The organism is Micromonospora sp. NBC_01796 (assembly GCF_035917455.1).
In the GTDB taxonomy this organism is placed as follows: Bacteria; Actinomycetota; Actinomycetes; order Mycobacteriales; family Micromonosporaceae; genus Micromonospora_G.
Window position 1 is genome coordinate 501,800 of sequence record NZ_CP109078.1, and the last position, 21,138, is coordinate 522,937.

Genomic DNA, 21,138 nt, shown 5'->3' on the forward strand with positions numbered 1-21,138 from the left:
TTCAGCCTTCCTGCCGGGTGGCGGGTGAGGGGGAAACAGCGGTCGGTTCGGGTTCGCCGGCGGCCACGGGAACGGCTGCCGGGGCGGCGGGGCGGCGGACCGGGTAGCCGAACCGGCGCAGGGTCGGCCCGGTCAACCCGGTCACGGTGACGTACGCCCTGGTCGGGAGCGCGGTGAGCCACTCGCTGTCGGCGACCACCCCGACCACGCCGGTACGGTGCCGGGAGGGGTTCCCGGCGACCGAGTGGGTGGCGGCGAGCCGGACCGTGTCCGGAGTCGGGAACGGCAACTCGCCCGGGGTGACGCCGACGAACCGGGCGATCCGGGCGGTGGTGTCGGCCGGAGCGGCGACGAAGTCCTCGTACCGGACCCGGAGATACCGGTCCGACGAACCCCACAGCCGTACGGTGGTGTTGTTCCAGACCAGCCAGAGCAGGGCGGCCTTCCACACCGGGGGGCGGCTCATCAGCCGGTCGTCGGTGCCGCCGTCCAGCCCCCGCCGACGGCGCCAGGAGAACGCGGTGGCGCGCGGGTCCCTGACCACGTGCAGGACGTACAACTCCACACCGGGAAGGCTGCCGAGCAGCGCCCCGTACGGGGGCAGTTTCGACGAGTCGACGATCACGCCGCCCGTACCGCCGGGGAAGGCGTGGGCGGCGATCGAGGCGTACAACAGGGTCAGTTGGTCGTCGTCGGGGTGACCGGGCACCGGCGGGTGACCACGACCGTGGCGGCGCAGCAACGCGGGCAGCCGGCGCAGCCGGAGCCGGTCGGCGAGCCGGCCGGCGATGCCCGCCGGATCCGCGTCCGGCAGGTCCCGCAGGACGGCTGTCCAGATCGGACAGTCGCCGAGCGGGAGCCCGCACCCGCAGGGGCGGTTGTCCAGGATGCCGCGACGCCACAGGTAGCGCAGCTCACCGGCGGCGAAGAAGCCGGGCAACTGGCCCAGGACGGTGGTGACCAGGGTGCTGCCGCTGCGCCCGCTGCCGGCGAGGTAGAGAACCCGGACCGCGCTCACCGGACCACTCCCCCGTCCCCCGGGGCGCTCGGGAGGGCGCCGACCGGCGACGGTACCCGCCGGTCGCGGGCCGGCAGGACCTCGGCGGCCTGGTGGTACAGCTCGCGGATCCGGTCCAGGTGCCGCTGCGGGGCGAAGTCGCGGGCCACCCGCGCCCGACCGGCCCGCCCCATCTCGAACGCCCGCACCGGGTCGGCCACCAGCTCGACCAGGGCGGCGGCGAGCCCGGCGGCGTCGTCCGCCGCGACGATCATCCCGTCCACCCCGGGTTCGACCAGCTCCGGCAGGCCACCCAGGTCGGTGGTGACCACCGGAACCCCGCAGGCGTACGCCTCCAGCACCGCCATCGGCTGGTTCTCGTGCCACCGCGACGGGACCGCCACCACCGCCGCCGACCGGACCAGGTCGTGCAGCCGGGACTTGTCCAGCCGGCCGTGGAACCGGATCCGGCCCGGAACCATCCGCGCGGCGAGCGCCTCCAGCGCCGTACGGGCCGGACCGTCCCCGGCGATGTCGACCGGCACCCCGTCCGGCAGCGCGGCGACCGCCTCGACCAGCACGTCGACGCCCTTCTCCGGGGCTAGCCGGCCGGCGAACACGACACCGCCGCCGGGTTGCCCCTTGGCCGCGATCCCGGTCAGGTCGACGAAGTGGTTCACCACCCGCAACCGGTCCGGGTACACCCCGGCGCGACGCATCACGTCGGCCAGGAAACCGCTCGGGCTGACGAAGACCTGCACCGGGTCGTACGCGTGCAGTTCGCGGTGCAGCCAGGACTCGACCGCGAGCAGGGCGCTGCGGGACAGCGAGCCGTCCTTGCACCGTCGCCGGGCCGCCTGCAAGGGGCCGCCGGTGACGCACGCCTGGCAGGGCCGACCCTGGTCGAGGAGCTGGTAGCTGGGGCAGGCCAGTTTGTAGTCGTGCATCGTCAGCAGGCACGGCACCCCGGCGGACCGGGCGGCGGCGAGCACCGACGGGGAGAGCTGGTGGTAGATGTTGTGCAGGTGCAGCACGTCCGGCCGGAAGTCCTCGATCACCCGGGCCAGTCCCCGACGGCTCGACGGTGACCAGAGCATCCGGGCGGCGGCCGTCGCGCGGGGGCGCAGTCCGCTCGGCGCCGGCTCCAACTCCACCTCGGTCGGGAAGTGCCCGGCGTACGGCAGCGGGGCCTCGTTCTCCGGGTGGGTCATGCCGAAGTAGGCGACCGTGTCGCCGGCTGCCCGCTGCAACGCGGCCAGGTCGAGCAGGTAGCCCTCCGCACCGCCACGGCGGTAGAGGTACTTGTTCACATGCAGCACACGCATCGACTCGGCCCGCTCACGTCGATCGGGCGAACCCGGCCCGGGGGTGGTGATCGGGGCCTGCCTGCCCCGACCAGGGCTCACGGTATGCAGGGCGGGTCGGGGAGTCCAGTCATGTGCCTGAACGGATGATCTTTGTGTGCCCGTACGGCCCGCAGCCTGGCCTCCCGCCATGATCTCCCGATAACCTGGCTCCGCCGCCGGCCGTACCCCGCTTTCCCGCAGGGTAGTGCCGGTGCCCGAGCGAGGAGGACCGTGGCAGCCGACAACGAGGTCTCCGCGTTCGCGTACACCGCCAGGCGGGTGGCGCGGCATCTGCGCTGGGCCCGTACGGAGGGGATCGGCCGGCTGATCGAGGAGGACCGGCTCAATCCGGTCGACCGGATCGGCACCGCGTTGGCGAAACGACGCTGGCGGCGGCGGGCCGGGCGCGCACCCGGTTCGGCGATGCCGGTCTACCTGGTCGGTCTGCAGCGCTCGGGCACGAACATGCTGGTCCGGGGGCTGGATTCGGCCCCCGAGGTCGAGGTACGCAACGAGAACGACCAGACCGTCTTCCACCGCTTCCAGCTCCGCCCCGACGACGTGCTGACCGCGACGATCCGGCGCAGCCGGCACGCGTACGTCCTGGTCAAGCCGCTCTGCGAGAGCCACCGGGTGGACGAGCTGCTGGCCCTGCCGGGACTGGCGCCCGGACGCGCGCTCTGGGTCTACCGGGACGTCGACGACCGGGCCCGGTCCGAGGTGGCGAAGTTCGGTGACGCCAACCTGCGGGCGGTGCGCGCGATCGCCGACGGCAGCATCGGCGAACGGTGGCAGGGGCAGCGGCTCGACCCGGCGACGGTGGAACTGATCCGGGACTGCGACCCGAAGCGGCTGGACCCGCACAGCGCCGCCGCACTCTTCTGGTACGTACGCAACTCGCTCTACTTCGGCCTCGGCCTGTCCGAGCGCCCCGACGTCCTGCTCTGCCGATACGACAACCTGGTCGCCGATCCGGAGGCGCAGCTCCGCCGGCTCTGTACCTTCCTCGACTTCCCCTACCACCCACGGCTGCACGCGCACATCGCCCCGCGCCGGTCCCACGGCGCATCGGACGGATCGACCGGGCGGCAGCTACCGATCGACCCACGCGTCCGGGTGATCTGCGACGAGCTGACCGCCCGGCTCGACCCCGCCGCCGCCCTGAGCACGCCCACCACCGCGGACGCGCCCGTCGCCGCTGATGCTGGATCCGACCGGAAGGCGGCCGACCGTGGCTGAGCCCGAACCCCACACCGCGCCGATCTTCCTGGTCGGTTGCCAACGGTCCGGCACCACGATGCTGCGGCTGGTGCTCGACTCGCACTCCTCCATCAGCTGCGGGCCGGAGACCCGGTTCCTGCCGGACCTGCAACGGATCGTCGGACGGGACTGGGAACGGCTGTCCCGCTTCGGCTTCCCGCGCGAGGACTGGCTGCGCCGGATCCGGGAGTTCTTCGGCGGTGTACACGCCGACTACGCCGCCGCCCGGGGCAAGACCCGGTGGGCCGACAAGACCCCGCTGTACGCGATGTCGCTCGACTTCGTCACCGAGGTCTTCCCGGACGCCCAGATCGTGCACCTGATCCGGGACGGGCGGGACGTGGTGGTCTCGCACCGCAAACGGTTCGGCTACTGGTCGGCGGTGAAGTGCGTGGTCAAGTGGCCGCGCTACATCCGTACCGCCCGTGCGGTCGGCGCGACCCTGCCGGCGGACCGCTACTACGAGCTGAGGTACGAGCAGACCGTGACCGAGCCGGAGAAGGCGATGCGGGGGCTGTTCGAGTTCCTCGGCGAACCGTGGGAGGACGGCATCCTCGACTACGGCAGCAAGCAGCACGACGTGGCCCAGAAGTACACCACCGAGGCGGACAGGCGGCGGGCGGCGGCGGACGTGTCCGCGCCGATCTACCCGTCCCGGGTCGGCACCTACCGGCGCGAACTGGACCCGTTCCTGCGCCTGCTGGTCTGGATCTTCTCCGGGCGTACGCTGCGCGCCCTGGGTTACCGGTGACGCGCGTGGGGCGGGGCCGGGCGCGTGCGCTGGCCGCCGCCGTACTCGCCGCGGTGGTACTGGTCGGCGCCGGGTGCACCTCCGACGGCGAGCAGGCGCCGCCGCCGGCATCGCCGGGCAACGGCTCCCCCTCCGGTACGCCGGCACCCGGCGACACCGGGCCGGGGCGCCCCGTCGACGGGGTGAGCAACCCGTTCGGGGCCCACTGGGACTGGTCCCGGTACGACCAGTTCGCGCCGTACCTGGCGAAGATCGGCGGCTCGGCCACCTACGAGGAACTCACCTGGTGCGAGATCGAGCGGACCTCGGGGCAGCTCGACTGGGCCGAACTGGACCGGATCGCCACCCGGAGCCGTGACCTCGGCATCAAGCTGCACCTGAAGATCCGTACCGGGGTGTGCTGGGCGACCGGGGGCACCGCGGCGTACACCCGGGGGGCGGCGAACAAGACCGAGTCGGCGATGCCGACCGACCTGGCCGCGTACCGGAAGTTCGTCGGGGCGGTGGTGGCCCGCTACGCCCCGTACGGGGTGCGCGAGTACGCGATCGAGAACGAGGTCAACGCGCCGAGTTACTGGGCCGGCAGCCCCGAGGACTACGTACGCCTGGTGAAGGCCGCCGCCGAGACGATCCGCGCGACCGATCCGCAGGCACTGGTGGTCGACTCCGGGATCAGCAGCGTCGCGTACGGCATGGGGGTCGCCGACCGGTTGCTCCGGGCCGGGCGGGTGCCCGACGCGGTCGCCGCCTACCAGGCGTACTTCCAGCGGCGGGTCGGCACCCGGGGCCAGCAGATCCCGGTGGTGACCGGGGAGGCGGCGCTGCGCAAGGCGCTCGGCACCGACACCAACACCCGCAGCCTGCGGTTCCTGGCCGCGACCGAGACCCTGTTCGCGGACCGTACGGTCGACGTCCGGCAGCTGCACTTCTACGAGCACTTCGACGGGGTGCCGCCGCTGCTGGAGTACCTGCGGGCGCAGACACCGGCCGGGGTGCCGATCCAGGCGTGGGAGGTCGGGCAGTTCTGGCGCGACGGGGACGGTGATCCGGCCAGCCGGGCCGCCGAGATGGTCAAGACCGTCACCCTGCTGGTCGCCGGTGGCATCGGCGAGATCGCGTGGCTGCCGTTGGCGTACAACCCGAACAACGCCGCCGGCAGCGAGGTCCGGTACGGACTGCTCGACCCGAACGGCACCGAACGCGAGGCGGGCGCGATGATGGCGAGCCTGGCCGAGGCGGCCCGGGACGCGACCGTCACCCCGTTGCCCGCCTCCGCCGCCGGCAAGCTCAACGGGGTCGCCTTCGTCCGGGGCGGCGCCAGCACGCTGGTGCTCTGGTCCGCGTCCGGTACGCCGGTCACGGTGCCGGCGGCACCCGGTGGGCAGAGCGGGGCGGTCGGCGCACCGCTGCGCGCGGCCGGCGGTGCCGGCACGACGGTCGGCGCCACTCCCGTGCTGCTCCGCGCCGACCAGCCGGTGGACCGGATCCTCGCCGGCCTCCGCTGACTCATCCGGCTACGGAACCGACCGTGCCCCGGGACCATGAAACGGTCCCGGGGCACGACCCCCGCTCTACGGAGCCTGGTGTTGGTGTTACTTGATGATGTCGATCTTGCGCTCGTCGTACACGGTCTTGCAGCCGACGTGGTCGCAGACCTCGAGTCGGGCCGATCCGAACGCGACACCCTTGCGGTAGGGCTTCAGATCCGGGGTCACCGCGACGTTGAGCTTCTGCTGGTCGCCGGTGCACTCCTGGATGGTGACCGTCTTGTCGCCCTTGGCGATGTTGTTGCCCACCGCCTGGGTGACCTCCACCGTCAGGGCGGCGTACGAACCGGGCGTGCAGGCGACCTTGACCGGCGCGAACACCACCGCGCCGTTCGCGTCGAGCCGGGCCTTGCCGCCCAGGGTCACGGCCGCCACCGAGGGCGACTCCGACTGCACGCTGACCGCCGCGCCGGCCGGCAGGGCGAACGCGATCACGCCGCCCACCGCGATGGCCACCAGGGCGAGTGCTGACGCCCGGAAGCGGGACATCTTCATTGCTTCTCCTCTACTACCGTCGAACTGGGTTGGATCTCCCCGGTGGCGGGCGCGGCGAGCCCGACGAGCAGTGCGCCGACGAGCGGCAGAACCGCGATGTGCCACAGGAAGTCGAAGCCGCTGTGCACGGCGAACGCCGTGAGTGCGGCAAACGCACCGGCCCTGATCCCGGCCCGGTGCTGGTCCGCACCGCCCCGGCGGACGGCCAGGGCCATCGCCGCGAGCAGTGCCAGTAGTCCGATCCCGCCGACCACGCCGAGGTCGACGAGAAGTTGCAGGTACTCGTTGTGGGCGTAGAGCGCCAGGGCGCCGTTTCCGTTGGGCGTCACCCAGAGGAAACGGGCCTGGCCCACGCCGGTCCCGATCCACGGGTTCGCCGCGACCAGGTCGAACGCGGCCGTCGCGGCACCGCTGCGGCCGGGCGAGTTGAAGTTGCCCCGGCTCGCCAGGACCGCCCGCAGGTGCTCCGAGTCCCACTGGCTCAACAGGGTCAGCCCGCCGGCCAGCACGGTCACCAGCATCGCGACCACCCGTACCCGGACGGGCAGCAGGACCGAGCCGAGGACGATGAGGGCTCCGGCCGCGAGGCCGAACATGGCGAGCGCGGGTTGTGGTTGCCCGGTGGCCGGGGTCGACGGTACGAGCGTGACCACGGCGATTCCCGCGCCCAGGATCAGCGGGCCCGCCCGGGAGATGGTCAGCCACGGACCGGCGGCGATCGTGAGCACCACCAGTCCGGCCACCAGCGCGATCAACCCGGCCCGGCTCAGTGCCGCCCCCGTGCCGACCAGCAGCAGGTACGCAGCCCCGGCGCGGACCAGCGACCCGACGCGCTCCGCCCGTTGCGCCGCGACACCACCGTCGGGCCGGGCGAGCAGCAGCGCGATCGCGAGCAGTGCGAGCGGGGCGAGCAGCGCCGCGGCGGCGTTGGGATAGGTGAGTGTGGACGCACCCCGCCACAGTCGACCCTCGACCAGCACCGCGAACCGGGGCACCCGGTACGCCACCCCGATCCAGGCGGTCACGGCGACCAGCACTCCGAGGCCGACCAGCGCCTCGGCCAACCGCTCCCGCTCCACCAGGGTGGTACGCGTCAGAATCAGCACCACCGCGGCGACGCCGCCGAGTGTGGCGACCGCCCCGAGCGCCACCGGGTACGCGTCCGCGATGACCGCCCGTACCAGGATCCAGCCGGCCAGGGCACCGCAGGCCGCCACCACCGGCCAGGCGTCACGCCGTACCCGGGGCCGGAGCCGGAGGGCGACGAGCAGGGCGACCGCCACCAGTACGGTGACCAGCCACCGCCCGGCCGGGTAGTAGCCGCCCTGGGCGACCACACCGGCCGAGAGCGCCGCGATCAGTACAACAACATGTGCGGGCAGCGTGGAGCCGCCGGATTCGGTGGCCGGGTCGGCGCTGCGAGCAGCGTCCAGCCCGGATCGCGCAGAAGTACGCATCTGTCCCCCGTGGACTTCCGTCGCGTTTCTGTGATCCATGTTGATCAAAACGAGACCGGTGCCCGCCGCCACCCTTCAGCGCCGGGCACTCCCCCCGTCAGTGACCGCGTCCAGCCCGGAGCTTCACCCCCGCACCACGCTCACGGAGATAGCACGCCCCACCCCCACCCAAGGTTGCACCCACCCCAGCAACATTCCCGACACCCCACCCCCATTGACTCACACCGTTGATCATGAAGTTAGCGCGCCGCCAAGCGCTTTCCGAGGTCGCTAACTTCATGATCAACAGCGGTCAGGGGGTGGGCCAGGGGGTGGGCCAGGGGGGTGGGGTGGGGAGGAGGGTTGATAGGTGGGTGTTGTGGGGGGCGAAGTGGTGGGTTAGGCGGGTGGTTAGGGCTGGGGTTAGTTGGGAGGGGCCGGGGTCGACGCGGCGGGTGTGGTGGGTGAAGGTCTCGGGGGTGAAGGGGGGCAGGTCGAGGTGGCGCAGGATCCCGGCGTACGTTCCGGCCGGGTCGGTGTGCAGGTCCTCGGTGTAGGCGACGTGGATCCGCTCCCGGGGGATGTGCGCGTACCAGCGTTCGAGCTGCTCCGCATAGCGTCCACGGGCGACGTACGAGTGGTTGCGCAGCGCCCGGTGGGCGGTACGGGTGTCCGGCCCGTCGCGCAGTGCCAGCGCCAGCCGCTCCTCCTCCGCGTCGAGCGCGTCCGCGAACGAGAGCGGCTCCGTGCCGTACGAGCGGGTGTGCAGGTAGTGCGAGTACGCCCGCTGCACCGGATCGCGCAGCAGGGCGACAAAACGCGCCTCGGGCAGGTCCGCCGCGATCCGGGCCGGCACGCTCGGATGGAACAGGTAGTACGGGCTCGCCTCGAAACTCCGCTCGCCCGGCGCGAGGTCGGGGAAGTGGCCCCGGTACCAGCGCAGCCCCCGGGCGTGGTGCAGGCTGAAGAACTGCAACTCCTTGCCGGTGGCGCCGCGTACGAGCGGGTGGGCGGCGAGGTAGTGGTAGAGCGACGTTGTCCCGCACCGCTGACCACCGATCACCAGGAAGTCCGGCAGCGGTCCCGGCGGTCCGGGACGGGCGGCCCGTCCCCACGCCCGCGCCGCCCGCACACCGCGCCGCAACCGATCCGTCGCCAGCCGACGGCCGACCCCGCTCACGACCGCACTCCGGCCGGTCCGGCCACGCCGATCCCGCTCACGACCGCACCCCTGCCAGTCCGGCCACGCCGATCCCGATCACGACCCGACCCCGGCCGGTTCAGCCGTCCCGGCCCGACCGGAGCCAGTGCCACCAGCACCCGTGCCATCGGCACCCGGACCACCTGCACCCGGACCACTGGCACCGGCGGCACGGCGGGCGCCCCGACGGGTCACCGCGCGCAACACCATCACGTCCTCCCGACTGAGCCCGAGGGCGAGCACCGCCCCCAGGTAGACCAACGCGATCACGGCCAGGCCGACCGCGAGTTCGGCAACCCAGCCGGGCACCAGCCACCGGGCGGCGAAACCGGCGCCCAGGGCGAGCACCGCCGCGGCCAGGCCCTTGAGCATGCCGACGGTGACCGGGACCGCGTGCACCAGCACCCGTACCTGCCAGACCCGGGCGATGTTCACCGCGGCCAGCGACACCGCCCAGGCGACCGCCGCGCCGAGGATGCCGTACGCCGGGATGAGCCAGAGGTTGAGCAGGATGTTGAGCACCAGCGCGGCGAGGTTGTCGACCATGTTGACCGACACCCGGCCGGACATGTTCAGCAGCGTCCCGCAGGGGCCGGTAGCCGCGTTGACGAGCTGACCGAGCGCCAGGGCGATCGTCACCGCCGCACCACCGGCCAGCGCGGACCCGTTGACCAGGTGCAGCAACTGGTCCGGCAGGACCAGCAGGGCCACGAACGCGGGCAACGAGAGGCGTACGACCCAACCGGTGGCGACCGCGTAGATCCGGCGTACCTCGTCCATCCGGCCCTGGTGGTAGAGGTGGGCCAGGTACGGGCCGAACGACGCGTTGATCGGGGCGAGGACGAACACCGCCACCGTGACCAGCCGCGTCGCCACGTGGTACGCGCCGATGTCCTCGTTGCCGTAGAAACCGAGCAGCAGGGTGTCCACCCAGATCAGCCCGGTGGAGGAGAGCGAGGACACCCAGCTCACGGTGGAGAACCGGAACAGCTCGGTGGGCCGGTACGCGGGTCGGGCGGCCCCCACCCGGCGCAGCATCCGGGCCAGGGCGACGAGGGCGAACCCGGCCGCGCTCCAGCTCGCCACCACCACCGCCCAGAACGCCCCGGTCAGCCCGGCGCCGGCCACCAGCGCCACCACCGTGAGCAGGAGCCGGGCGCCCGGCTCGTAGACCTGCCCGATCAGGGCGTACGCCCGCTGGGTGCGCCAGCCTCGGGTGGCGGCGAGCGCCGCCTCGCAGACGGTGGCGGCCGGCAGGGTCAGCGCGGCCAGCCGTAACCCGGTGGTGAGCTGCGGATCGTTGAGCGCCTCCGCCAGCCACGGTGCGCCGAGCGCGAGCCCGACCGCGATCACGGTGGACGCGGCGGCCGAGATGCCGACACCGAGCCGGATGGTGCCCCGGATCGCGGCCGGGTCGTCGTCGGCGAGGTGCACCGCGACGAACCGGGTCAGCCCGGCCCGGAACCCGGAGAGGGAGAGCAGCCCGAGCAGCGACAGGACCGCGTAGACCTGGGCGTACCGGCCGACCTCCCGCAGGCCCAGCACCCGGGCCAGCAGCAGCATGATGAGGAACAGCGCCGCCTGGCTGAGGATCGCCCCGGCCAGGTTCAGCACCCCGCCACGGGCCATTCCGCGTACCTGTTGGTCGCCGGACTCCGGCTCGGCCGGCGGCCGGCCGGTCAGCTCGCCGCTCACCCGGCGGTCCGGTCCCGACCGGTCACGACCGGACCGGGGTGGCGGTGTCGGCCGGAGCGGGCACCGGTGCGTCCGTCGGCGCGTCGGCGGTCGCGCCGATGGCCGCCGGGGCGGGGGTCGGCCGGGCCGTCGGGCGCAGCGCGGCCCGACCCCGTGACAGCAGTTCGAGTACGCCCACCAGCAGCACCCCGAGCAGCACCCCGGCACCTGCCACCGGCAGTGCGGTACGGATCAGCTCACTGATCCGGCTCACCGCGTGCACCTGCCCGATGCTGGTCACCTGCGCCGGGTCGGCCGCCTGGGTCTGCGCCCGAGCCGCCTGCAACCCCTGCCTGGCCTGGGACAGCGCACCGGTCGCCGCGTCCCGCTGGGCGAGCAGCGCCTGATAGTCGGGGAGCTTCGGACCCAGCTCGTCGAGTTTCTTCTGGGCGGTGCTGATCGCACTGGCCGCCGCGTCGGCCCCCCGGCTGTTGCCGACCGCCTGCATGGACAACTGCTGCTGCCGCAGGCTGGTCAGCTCGCTCAGGGTGGCCTGGTAGATCCGGTCGGGCTGGGAGACCTTGTTCAGCTTCTCCCAGTCCCCGATCGCCTTGGTCGCCGCGGTCACGTCCGCGTTGGCCGCCTCGACCTCCCCGGTGGCGATACCGACCTGGGAGGAGAAGAGGAACGCCAGGGCGCGGGTGGTGGTCGCGGTGAGCACCGGGGCCACGTTCGCCCGCTTGGTCGCGGCGTACCGGACCTCGAGTTGGCTGCTCGCGCCGACCTGGGTGACGGTCAGCCCGTCGCGCAGGCGTTCCGGTGCCACCCCGGTGTCGGCGGCCACGTCGGCGAGTACGCGGGGCGAGGTGACCGCCGCGCCGAACGCCGCCACGAACTGGTTGGCCGCCTGGGTGCCGCTGTACTGCGTACCGGCGGCACCACCGACCAGGGCCGGCGCGGCCACGTACGCGGTCCCGCTGTACTGCTGGGGTGCGAGCAGCACGATGCCGGCCGCCGCACCGGTGGCGAGCACCGGCACCCCCACGAGTACCCAGAGCCGCCGCCGGGCGACCCGCAGGTAGTCGACGATCTCCACGCTTGTTACCCCAATGCTTTCGTTGCGTGCGACGGGACGGGTGTGTTCCGTGACCGCGCGCCGGCCGGTGCTGGAGCCGGCCGGCGGGCGATAGCGCTGGCCGCCGCGGCGAAGGCGACGAAGTACCAGAGCGTGACCACGTTGGAAATGACGTTGGAGGCGGCGCTGACCGCCACGAACGCGGTGGCGCAGCCGGCGAAGCCGACCGCCACCCCACGCTCGAAACTGCCGGGTGGTGCCCGGCGCAGGGCCGTACGGGCGGTGTAGAGGAAACCGAGCAGCATCGCCAGGTACGCCCCGAGGCCGAGCAGCCCGGTCTCGACGTACGCCCGGAGGAAGTCGTTGTGCGGCTTCTTCGCCTCGTCGGTCTCGCGCTGGGTCATGTTCGGCCCGATGCCGGTCAACGGGTTCCGGTTGGCCAGGGTGACGATCTCGGTCCAGTAGCCGATCCGCCAGGCCAGGGTGTTGCCGGTCGGGTCGCCACCGACGGCCCGGGAGTCGGCGAGCTGGGCGAACCGGGCACCGACCGCCGGCACCAGGGTCACCCCGGCGACCGCCACCACGCAGAGCGTCACCAGCATCCGCTTGCTGCGGTGCAACACGGCCACCACGACCAGCCCGATCGCCGCGCCGAGAATGGCGCTGCGGGTGTTGGTCAGCAACAGGAAGACCAGGGACAACCCGAGCATCACCCCGAGTACGACCCGCAGCCGGCGGCTCAGGAACCGGTACACGGCGAACCCGAAGATCACCATGAACATCAGGTAGCGCCCGAACGTGGTCGACTGGCTGAACGTACCGCTGATCCGGGTGAAGCTGCCCTTGACCTCGGCGGGCGGGTGCCCGAGCAGCGACAGCAGGACGGTGTAGCCGAGTGCCAGGACCAGCGAGACGTAGCAGGCCAGCAGGACCCGGCGGATCGCCGCGGTGTCCGGCATGAGCTGCTCGAGCACCACGAACATCACCACCACGGTGAGGATGCGGAGCGCCTCCAGCAGGCTGTTCGACGGTACGGCCGCACCGAGCGCGCTGACCAGGCTGGTCGCCCCGACCAGCAGCATGGTCCAGCCCATCGGCGAGCCCCGCAGCCGCCCCTGCCGGCTGAACTGGGCGGCCAGCCAGAGTCCGGCGGCGAGCAGGAAGAGCACGGCGAGCAGGGTGGACGGGTCGGTCGCCCGGCCGCTCTCCACGGGTGCGGCCTGGCCGGCGCTCGGTCCGGTGAGCTTGAACAGGTCGACGCAGGAGCGGACCGCGAGCATCAGCAGGACGTACCCGGCGAACCGGGTCAGGGCGAGGACCGCGACCGCGATCCCGGCGACGGCGGCGATCGGCAGCACCACGCCCCGGCGGTCACCGTCGGCCAGCGACAACCCGGCGACCACCGCGATGACCGCGGCGACGACTGCTGCCGCGCCGACGAGGAACCGGGCGGTCGTACCGCCCCGGATCGGCTCGACTCCGACGGTCGACGCACCGACGTCGCGTACGTCGACCAACTGCTGCGTGTGTTGTTCCACCGGTCCCACTGAAGCCGAATCGACGCTGCCCCGACCGCTGCCGGGCGCGGCCATCCCATGTCCTCCCGGACGAAGCGCATGTCCTCCCGGCACGAAGATCGGTTCAATCTAGCCCCGGTCGCTCATCCGGCAGAAGGGGCCGTTACGACGACCGGGCCATCCTCCCCCGGGTTGACCGGTGCCGACCGGCTGAGCAGGGCGGATGCCCCCGACCGGAAAGCGGAGCCGGCGCGGGACGGGGCTGAGCGGGAACACGCGCGGGACGGGGCTGAGCGGGAACACGCGCGGGACGGGGCTGAGCGGGAGCCGACACCGGCGGACCGGGAAGCCGGCACCGGACGGACCGGGAAGTCAGGCGGCGGGGGCTCGGGCGGCGAGCCGGGCGCGGGCCCGGCGGCCGGGGACCCGGGCCAGTTCGAGGTAGAGCTGTTCCAGTTCACGGGTGGCGGTGTCCCAGCTGTACAGGTCGGTCACCCGGTCGCGTAGCGCCTCGGCACCGACCCGCTCGGCCGCCGGGTCGGCGAGCACCGGGGCGAGCGCCCGGAGCAGGTCTTCCTCGTCGCCGTCGCGGAACAGCCGTTGCCCCGGCGCGTCGGACTCCAGCACCTCCACGTGCGGCGCGATGTCGCTGGCCACCACCGGCAGCCCGTACGCGGCCGCCTCCAGCAGGGTCAACGGCAGTCCCTCCAGGCGGGACGGCTGGACGAACCCGGCGGCGTTGGCGTACAGCTCGGCGAGCAGGTCACCGTAGGCGAAGCCGGTGAAGACGATCCGCTCGTCCCCCTCGGCCTCGCGGCGCAGCTTCGCCACGAAGTCGTCGGTGAACGAGGAGCCGCCGACGATCGCCAACCGCATCCGGGTGTCGCTGCGGCGGAACGCCCGGATCAGCAGGTCGGCGGCCTTCTCCGGAACCAGCCGGCCGACCAGGATCAGGTAGCCGCCCGGGGTCAGCCCGAACCGGGCCCCGATCTGCCGGGCCGGTAACGGTCGGGCGGCGTTCACCCCGTTCGGGATGTAGCTGGTGGGGCGGCCGAACCGGGTCTCGTAGTGGGCGGCGAGACCACGGGAGACGGCGACCCGCCGGTGCGGGACGTACCCGCTCATCCAGTGGGCGCTGCCCAGCACCGCCCGCGCACCCGCACCCCACTTGTCGCGCTGGTTGTCCAGCCCGTGCACGGTCAGCACCACCCGGGCCCGGGACAGCCAGCGCGGCAGCGGCGCGACCAGGCCCGGTCCGAGACCGTGGTAGTGCACGATGTCGGGCCGCTCGCCCATCGCCGCCATCGTCGAGGTGGCGGCGTGCACGATCGCGTCGAGGTGCTTGCTCGCGACCGTACGGACCTGGCGCAGTCGTACGCCCCGGTACCGGTCCAGCGGCATGCTGCCGTAGCTCTCCCGGCAGTAGACCGTCACCTCGTGGCCGTAGCCGGCCAGGCGGCTGGCGACCTCCTCGACGTGGCGCTCGATCCCGCCGTACGTGGCCGGCATGCCCTTCTGACCGATCATCGCGATGCGCAGCGGTCGCCAGCCGGCGCCCGGTCCGGCGGGATGCGCGGGAATCTCCCGCCGGACCGGAGCGCCCCGGCCGTGTTGGCCGGGAATGGCAGCTTTGTGAGGCTCGTGGTCTACTTTCTCGGCCTGCAGGTCGGGATGGACCACGGTGACTCCCTGCGTGACTAGATGCTCGCCCGCTGCCCGGGCAGATCAACACCCTGCCACGAACGGGCCGACCAGCCCGCTGAACATCTGTTGGAAAAGATCACTCGTGGTGTTCGTCACTCGTCGAAATGGCGTCCGGATGACGCGGAGACGCTCCGTGGTGTCGCGGGGTCGAACGGTGAACGAACAAATTCCTACAGGTGAAGATGGCGATCCGTGCATGCCGCCGCCTAACCTACCGAAGCTTCTGACCTAAAAGGAGAACTGCATGGGTCGCATCAGCAGGCTGTGGCGCACGGGTATCGCCGTGCTTCCCGTGGCCGCGCTCGCCGTCGTCGCGGCGGCGCCACAGGCACTCGCCATCGACACCCCCGCGATCGTCGTACAGGACGGCGTGACGCAGCCGGTCTTCGGCTACGCGGACGCCATCCGGGAACGACTTTTCATCGACTCCACTTTCGACAGCGACAACGACGGGCTGCGCGACATCATCGCGTTCGACGTCATGCGGCCGAAGGCCACCGCGAATGGCCTCAAGGTGCCGGTCGTCATGGACGCCAGCCCCTATTACTCGACCGTCTGCCGCGGCAACGAGTCCGAGTGCAAGGCCGACCTGGATGGCGACGGCCTGAACGACAAGTGGCCGCTGTTCTACGACAACTACTTCGTGCCGCGCGGTTACGCGGTGATCCTGCTGGACATGGTCGGCACCAACAACTCGACCGGTTGCCCGACCACCAACGCCAACGAGGACAACCTCAGCGCCAAGCAGGCGATCAACTGGCTGAACGGCCGGGCCACCGCCCGCAACGCCGCCGGTCAGGTCGTCAAGGCGGACTGGCACAACGGCAAGACCGGCATGATCGGCAAGTCGTACGACGGCTCGCTGGCCATGTCGACGGCGGTGACCGGGGTCAAGGGCCTCACCACCATTGTGCCGATCAGCGGCCCGACCGAGTACTACGACTACGTGCGCAGCAACGGGGTCATCACCCGGGGCAACAGCTACGTGGCGTCGCTCGCCAACACGGTGACCAACCCGGAGCGGCGGGACTACTGCAAGCCGACCCGGGACGCGATGGCCGCCGTCGACGGCGACGAGACCGGTGACTACACCTCCTTCTGGAACGAGCGCAGCTACGTCAAGAAGGTCCCGAACGTCACCGCGAGCGTCCTGCTCTACCACGGCCTGAACGACGACAACGTACGGCCGGACCACTTCAGCAAGTTCTGGTACGCGCTGGCCGAGAACAACGTGCCGCGCAAGCTGTGGCTGTCGCAGGAGGGTCACGTCGACCCGTTCGACTCCCGCCGCGAGGTGTGGGTGAACACCCTGCACCGCTGGTTCGACTTCTGGCTCCAGGGTGTGCAGAACGGCATCATGGAGGAGCCCCGGGTCGACCTGGAGCGTTCCGCCGACGTGTGGGAGACGTACGCCGACTGGCCGGTGCCGGGCAAGGCGGACACCGAGGTCTTCCTCCAGCCGGGTACCACCGGTGCCGGTGGCCTCGGTCTGGTCCCGACGACGAAGCCGGTCAACGGCGCGTTCACGGACAGCCCGACGCAGAGCCAGAACACGATGATCCTGAACCCGGACACCGTGCAGCCGAACCGGCTGGCCTTCCTCTCCGCCCCGCTCACCGCGCCGCTGCACGTCTCCGGTACGCCGGTCGTGCAGCTGCGTGCCTCGGCCGACCAGACCGACACCAACTTCGGTGCCATCCTGGTCGACTACGGCACCGCCGAGCGGGTCAACCACCGCGCCTCGGGCGAGGGCATCATCACCCTCGAGACCTCCGACTGCTGGGGTGAGAGCAGCCCGACCGACGACGGTTGTTACAAGCAGACCCAGAAGCGGGTGGCGACGGCCGACTACGAGCTGGTCACCAAGGGCGTCATGGACGCCCAGAACCGGCAGTCGATCCGTACCGCGGTGCCGCTGGTGCCGGGTCAGGCGTACAACTTCAGCTTCCCGCTGCTGCCGGAGGACTACGTCTTCCAGCCGGGTCACCGGATCGGCGTGATCATCGTCGGCAGCTACCCGCAGTACTCGAGCCAGGCCGACCAGACTCGGGCCAACATCGCGGTCGCGCTGAAGAGCAGCAACATCGTCCTGCCCGTGGTCGGTGGCACCGCCGCCGCGCACGCCGCCGGACTGTAAGACCCTCGGAACGTCTCCCGCGCAGTTGGCGTTCCACGGGAAAACCCGCAGGCCGGTGGCTCCATCAGCCCCGCCACCGGCCTGCGGCCCCGAACGTGAGTAAGAGCGTCTGGCGAGTTGACAGGTAACTGTCAACTCGCCAGACGCGTTCGGGGTCAGCCCCGGATCGGCGGACCGGTGGCCGAATCACAGCGTTCGCCCGCGAAGCGGTTACCACCGGACAGATGGGGGAAGTACCCGCCGGACACCGTGGTCACGCCGAGGGGGTACGACCCATGAGCGACAGCTTCATGACCGACGAGCCCTGCGGTGACCTGGAGGTGGTCGCCACCTTCACCGGGCCGATGCCGACCGGGGTGAGCGTGTCACACACCGGCCGAATCTTCGTCAACTTTCCGAAGTGGGGCGACGAGGTCACCGCCAGTGTCGCCGAGGTCGTCGACGGCCAAACCAGGCCCTATCCGGACACGGTCTGGAACAGCCCGGCGGGTGACGACGACCCGGACGCGTTCGTCTCGGTCCAGTGCGTGGTGGTCGACCCCGCCGACCGGCTCTGGGTGGTCGACACCGGCAGCCCGTTGCTCGCGCCGACCCGACCCGGCGGCCCGAAACTGGTCTGCGTCGACCTCACCACCAACGCCGTCACCCGGAAGATCGTCTTCCCGGCCGACGTGGCGCTGCCGACCTCCTACATCAACGATGTCCGGTTCGACCTGCGCCGGGGTGCCGCCGGCACCGCGTTCGTCACCGACTCGTCCGGCAACGGGCCGAACGGGATCATCGTGGTCGACCTGGCCAGCGGCGACTCGTGGCGACGCCTGCACGACCACCCCTCGACCAGGACCGAACCACTGACCGATTTCCACCCGCTGGTGGAGGGACGGGAGTTCCTTAAACGGCCGGCCGACGGTCCGCCCTCCCCGCTGACCATGGGATCGGACGGGATCGCCATCTCGGCCGACGGCGGCCGGCTCTACTACTGCCCGCTCACGTCCCGCCGGCTGCACAGCGTCTCGGTGGACGCCCTGGTCGACCGGGGGCTCGACGACGCCGAGGTGGCGGCGACCGTCACCGACGAGGGGGACAAGGGCTCCGCCTCCGACGGGCTGGAGAGCGACGACGCCGGCCGGATCTACCTGACCGCGTACGAGCAGAACGCGATCCTGCGCCGGCACCCGGACGGGCGGCTGGAGACGGTGGCCCGCGATCCCCGACTGCTCTGGCCGGACACCATGTCGATCGCCACCGACGGGTACCTGTACGTCACCGCCAACCAGCTTCATCGGCAGCCGGACTACCAGGGCGGGGTGGATCGCCGGCAGCGGCCGTACGTGCTGTTCCGGACCCGGATCGACGCCGGCCCGGTGCTGCTGCGCTAGCGCCCGGTCCTGCGTGGGTTGGTCGGTCGCTCCGGGACAGGTCCGAAGTGGATGCTCCCAACGTTACTCTGCGCTTTGATCGGGCACGGAGTCCCAGTTGGCCGATCCGGCCAGATCCCCGCCGTCCACCACGAGGTCGGCACCGGTGACGAAGCGGGAATTGTCACCGGCCAGGAACAGGACGGCGCCGGCGATGTCGGCCGGGTGCCCGACGCGCTTGAGGGCGACATGGGCGGTGTCGAAGTCCGCACCATCGGTCATGGGCGTGTCGGTCTGGCCGGGATGAACGGCGTTGACCCGGATGCCGTCCACGCCAAGCTCGAGGGCGGTCGCCTTGGTGAGCCCGCGGACTGCCCACTTGCTCGTGATGTAGCCGCTCATCAGCGGATAGGCACGGAACCCGCCGATTGATCCGACGTTGATGATCGAACCGCCGCCAGCCCGCCGCATGGCTGGAACAACGGCGGTGATGCCGTGGAACAGTCCCACCACGTTCACGTCCAGAGCATGCTGGAACGCTTCCGCGCCGTACTCGACCAACGGCGCCACCGGGGCAATGCCCGCGCTGTTCACCAGCACATTCACCCGTCCGAACGCGCTCTCCGCCTGGGTCACCACCCGGGACCAGTCGCCGGGGTCCCGCACATCCAGTTCCACGAACCGCACACGCTCACCCAGCACGGCGGCGAGTTTTTCCCCTTCGGCCACCCGGACGTCGGCGATCACCACCGCGGCACCGTCGGCATGCAACGCGCGCACCGCCCCCTCGCCGATCCCCTGCGCTCCGCCGGTGACGATCGCCGTACGGCCGGCCAGATCTCCTGCCATGTCGAGCCTCCTTGGTCCTGTGTCTGTTCTCAAGCCACAGCCTAGGATTTCGCTGAACGCCGTTCAACGAGATGAGGGTCACTGAACGCCGTTCAACGAACGGTGCGATACTGGTGCGCGGATGGCGACGAAGGAGCAGTACGCGCGTGACCGGACCGACCACGAAGCGACAGGCCGCCGCTGAGCAGACTCGCCAGAGACTGCTGGCTGCCGCGACAGAGCAGTTCTCCCGGCGCCCCTACGCCGAGGTGACGGTAGGAGACATCGCCCGCACCGCCGGGGTGTCCCAGGGACTGGTCGCACACCACTTCGAAAACAAGTGCGGCGCCTACCTGGCGACGCTGCGCGAGGTTCGCCGGAGCCTCGGAACCTTGCCAGCCACCCGCCCGGATCTGCCGCCCGGCGCCCGTCTGCGCCTGTACTGGGAAGGGCACTTCACGTATCTGGCGGCCCATCCGGACCTGGCCCTGAACCTGATCCTGTCCGACCCCGGCACAACCGAGGCCACCACCGAATTCGAGGCCGCCCGCCGCGAGGGCCTCCACGACATGTGCCTGATCCTCGATCTGGACCCCGACAACCCCGCCGTCACGATGGCGCTACGGGCATTCGGTGCGGGCATCGACCGACTCACCGCGGAATGGCTCCGCGCGGGACAATCATTCACCGTCCCGGTGCTCGTCGAGGCGGGCATCCAACTCCTGGCCGGAGCACTGCGCGGACTACCCCTGATCGAGCCCGGTACCCGGGTCGACAACGCCCTCCAACAACTCCTCGCGAAGCACTGAATCCTGTCCCACTGACACTGTCGGGCAGGTGGCCGGGTCGGGCAGGGCCGTGTCGACGAGCGCGAACCGGCCGGTGCCCTTGCGGTACCAGCGGCTGTGTGATCATTTTCGGATGCTGGTGGAGAGTGTGCACGACCGGGCCGAACTGGCCGACCTGTTGCTCCGTACACCGGACCTGCGGGCGTACGAGCTGGGTGACCTCGACGACCGCTTCTGGCCGTACACGACCTGGTACCGGCGGGGCGAGGCGTTGGCGCTGCTCTTCCACGGCGCCGGCATGCCCATCCTGCTGGCCCTGGACACCCCGGACCGGTCCGGTGCGCTGGCCGAACTGGTCGCGGATCTGCGCCCGCTGCTCCCCCGCCGGTTCTACGCCCACCTCTCCCCCGGGGTGACGGCGGCACTGGAGCCGGAGTTCGCGGCCGACTCGAACGGTCCGCACCTGAAGATGGCGCTGACCGAACCGACCCGGCTGGACCGTTGGTCGGCGGCGGAGATCGCCTCGACCGGCCCGGCGGAGGTGGTCGAGCTGACCACGACGAACCTGACCGAGGTGGCCGGGTTCTACGAACTGGCCTACCCGGCGCACTCGTTCGTCCCCCGGATGATCGAGCAGGGTCCGTACGTCGGGGTCCGGCGCGGCGGTGAGCTGGTCGCGGTGGCCGGGGTGCACGTCTTCTCGCCCCGCTACCGGGTGGCCGCGATCGGCAACGTGGCCACCCACCCGCAGGCCCGTGGCCAGGGGCTCGCCTCGGTGGCGGTGGCCGAGCTGTGCCGCCGGATGCTGACGACGGTCGACCGGATCGCCCTGAACGTCAAGGCGGACAACAACGCCGCGATCGCGCTCTACAACCGGCTCGGGTTCAGCCCGGTCGCGGACTACACCGAACTGACCTTCACCGCACGGGGTACGTCGAACTGACGTTCGCCGCACGGAACACGTTCGACTGACCTGCGCCACGCTGCGGTGACCCGGCCTCCGGGGTGGTGCGGGGATCCCCAC

At 71.5% G+C, this 21,138-nt stretch carries 17 protein-coding genes; 7 read left to right on the plus strand and 10 right to left on the minus strand.

The annotated features are described in order from the left end of the window. Window position 1: 1 nt before the first annotated feature. Window positions 2–1,018, minus strand: coding sequence for a hypothetical protein (locus tag OIE47_RS02330; protein ID WP_326559812.1), 1,017 nt, complete (start codon window positions 1,016–1,018; stop codon window positions 2–4). Beyond that, entirely contained in the window at window positions 1,015–2,322 is a 1,308-nt protein-coding gene (locus OIE47_RS02335) for a glycosyltransferase (RefSeq protein WP_326559813.1), read from the minus strand. Before OIE47_RS02335 ends, OIE47_RS02330 begins: the two co-directional genes overlap by 4 nt. A gap of 252 nt (window positions 2,323–2,574) precedes the next feature. Between OIE47_RS02335 and OIE47_RS02340 the strand changes: the two genes are divergently transcribed. Genes OIE47_RS02340 through OIE47_RS02350 form a run of 3 tightly spaced genes read left to right on the plus strand, consistent with a single transcriptional unit; the run spans window position 2,575 to window position 5,859 of the window. Beyond that, complete coding sequence (locus tag OIE47_RS02340; protein WP_326559814.1) at window positions 2,575–3,582, plus strand: hypothetical protein; 1,008 nt, start codon at window positions 2,575–2,577, stop codon at window positions 3,580–3,582. Beyond that, complete coding sequence (locus OIE47_RS02345) at window positions 3,575–4,354, plus strand: sulfotransferase family protein (RefSeq protein WP_326559815.1); 780 nt, start codon at window positions 3,575–3,577, stop codon at window positions 4,352–4,354. Before OIE47_RS02340 ends, OIE47_RS02345 begins: the two co-directional genes overlap by 8 nt. Next, window positions 4,351–5,859: a hypothetical protein gene (locus OIE47_RS02350; RefSeq protein WP_326559816.1), complete on the plus strand. Its 1,509-nt coding sequence runs from the start codon at window positions 4,351–4,353 to the stop codon at window positions 5,857–5,859. Before OIE47_RS02345 ends, OIE47_RS02350 begins: the two co-directional genes overlap by 4 nt. A gap of 87 nt (window positions 5,860–5,946) precedes the next feature. On the opposite strand, the gene OIE47_RS02355 is transcribed toward OIE47_RS02350, so the two are convergent. From OIE47_RS02355 to OIE47_RS02385, 7 genes are all read right to left on the minus strand, one after another. Continuing rightward, on the minus strand, window positions 5,947–6,396 hold the full coding sequence (locus OIE47_RS02355; RefSeq protein ID WP_326559817.1) for a hypothetical protein: 450 nt from the start codon (window positions 6,394–6,396) through the stop codon (window positions 5,947–5,949). Next, window positions 6,393–7,853 carry an O-antigen ligase family protein gene (locus OIE47_RS02360; RefSeq protein WP_326559818.1) on the minus strand — a complete coding sequence of 487 codons (1,461 nt, stop codon included), beginning with the start codon at window positions 7,851–7,853 and terminating at the stop codon, window positions 6,393–6,395. Before OIE47_RS02360 ends, OIE47_RS02355 begins: the two co-directional genes overlap by 4 nt. Window positions 7,854–8,145: 292 nt before the next feature. Then, the gene (locus OIE47_RS02365) at window positions 8,146–9,012 is read right to left on the minus strand and encodes a sulfotransferase family protein (protein WP_326559819.1); all 867 of its coding nucleotides are present in this window, start codon (window positions 9,010–9,012) and stop codon (window positions 8,146–8,148) included. A 78-nt stretch (window positions 9,013–9,090) separates the two neighbouring features. Beyond that, window positions 9,091–10,728, minus strand: a complete 1,638-nt coding sequence (locus tag OIE47_RS02370) for a flippase (protein ID WP_326559820.1) — start codon at window positions 10,726–10,728, stop codon at window positions 9,091–9,093. Window positions 10,729–10,750: 22 nt separating this feature from the next. Then, window positions 10,751–11,803 carry a Wzz/FepE/Etk N-terminal domain-containing protein gene (locus tag OIE47_RS02375; RefSeq protein WP_326559821.1) on the minus strand — a complete coding sequence of 351 codons (1,053 nt, stop codon included), beginning with the start codon at window positions 11,801–11,803 and terminating at the stop codon, window positions 10,751–10,753. A 5-nt stretch (window positions 11,804–11,808) separates the two neighbouring features. Further along, window positions 11,809–13,320 (minus strand): O-antigen ligase family protein, encoded by a 1,512-nt coding sequence (locus OIE47_RS02380; RefSeq protein WP_326559822.1) that lies wholly within the window; start codon window positions 13,318–13,320, stop codon window positions 11,809–11,811. Between the two features lie 351 nt (window positions 13,321–13,671). Then, window positions 13,672–14,979 carry a glycosyltransferase family 4 protein gene (locus OIE47_RS02385; protein WP_326559823.1) on the minus strand — a complete coding sequence of 436 codons (1,308 nt, stop codon included), beginning with the start codon at window positions 14,977–14,979 and terminating at the stop codon, window positions 13,672–13,674. A gap of 268 nt (window positions 14,980–15,247) precedes the next feature. Here OIE47_RS02385 and OIE47_RS02390 point away from each other — a divergent pair, with 268 nt between their 5' ends. Continuing rightward, entirely contained in the window at window positions 15,248–17,140 is a 1,893-nt protein-coding gene (locus OIE47_RS02390) for a CocE/NonD family hydrolase (protein ID WP_326559824.1), read from the plus strand. A gap of 275 nt (window positions 17,141–17,415) precedes the next feature. Continuing rightward, window positions 17,416–18,519: an L-dopachrome tautomerase-related protein gene (locus OIE47_RS02395; RefSeq protein WP_326559825.1), complete on the plus strand. Its 1,104-nt coding sequence runs from the start codon at window positions 17,416–17,418 to the stop codon at window positions 18,517–18,519. 63 nt (window positions 18,520–18,582) lie between these two features. On the opposite strand, the gene OIE47_RS02400 is transcribed toward OIE47_RS02395, so the two are convergent. Then, a complete protein-coding gene (locus OIE47_RS02400; RefSeq protein ID WP_326559826.1) occupies window positions 18,583–19,347 on the minus strand; it encodes an SDR family NAD(P)-dependent oxidoreductase in 765 nt (254 codons plus the stop codon). Window positions 19,348–19,493: 146 nt separating this feature from the next. Here OIE47_RS02400 and OIE47_RS02405 point away from each other — a divergent pair, with 146 nt between their 5' ends. Together OIE47_RS02405 and OIE47_RS02410 are read left to right on the plus strand one after the other, a co-directional pair. Further along, entirely contained in the window at window positions 19,494–20,135 is a 642-nt protein-coding gene (locus OIE47_RS02405) for a TetR/AcrR family transcriptional regulator (RefSeq protein WP_326559827.1), read from the plus strand. A 112-nt stretch (window positions 20,136–20,247) separates the two neighbouring features. Continuing rightward, entirely contained in the window at window positions 20,248–21,057 is an 810-nt protein-coding gene (locus tag OIE47_RS02410) for a GNAT family N-acetyltransferase (RefSeq protein ID WP_326559828.1), read from the plus strand. The last annotated feature ends 81 nt before the right edge of the window (window positions 21,058–21,138 follow it).

Bases quoted from the DNA above. Each gene is read 5' to 3' on its own strand.
- OIE47_RS02395 (WP_326559825.1), top strand. From the start codon at position 17,416: ATGAGCGACAGCTTCATGACCGACGAGCCCTGCGGTGACCTGGAGGTG.
- OIE47_RS02410 (WP_326559828.1), top strand. From the start codon at position 20,248: ATGCTGGTGGAGAGTGTGCACGACCGGGCCGAACTGGCCGACCTGTTG.
- OIE47_RS02390 (WP_326559824.1), top strand. From the start codon at position 15,248: ATGGGTCGCATCAGCAGGCTGTGGCGCACGGGTATCGCCGTGCTTCCC.
- OIE47_RS02360 (WP_326559818.1), bottom strand. From the start codon at position 7,853: ATGCGTACTTCTGCGCGATCCGGGCTGGACGCTGCTCGCAGCGCCGAC.
- OIE47_RS02400 (WP_326559826.1), bottom strand. From the start codon at position 19,347: ATGGCAGGAGATCTGGCCGGCCGTACGGCGATCGTCACCGGCGGAGCG.
- OIE47_RS02355 (WP_326559817.1), bottom strand. From the start codon at position 6,396: ATGAAGATGTCCCGCTTCCGGGCGTCAGCACTCGCCCTGGTGGCCATC.
- OIE47_RS02335 (WP_326559813.1), bottom strand. From the start codon at position 2,322: ATGCGTGTGCTGCATGTGAACAAGTACCTCTACCGCCGTGGCGGTGCG.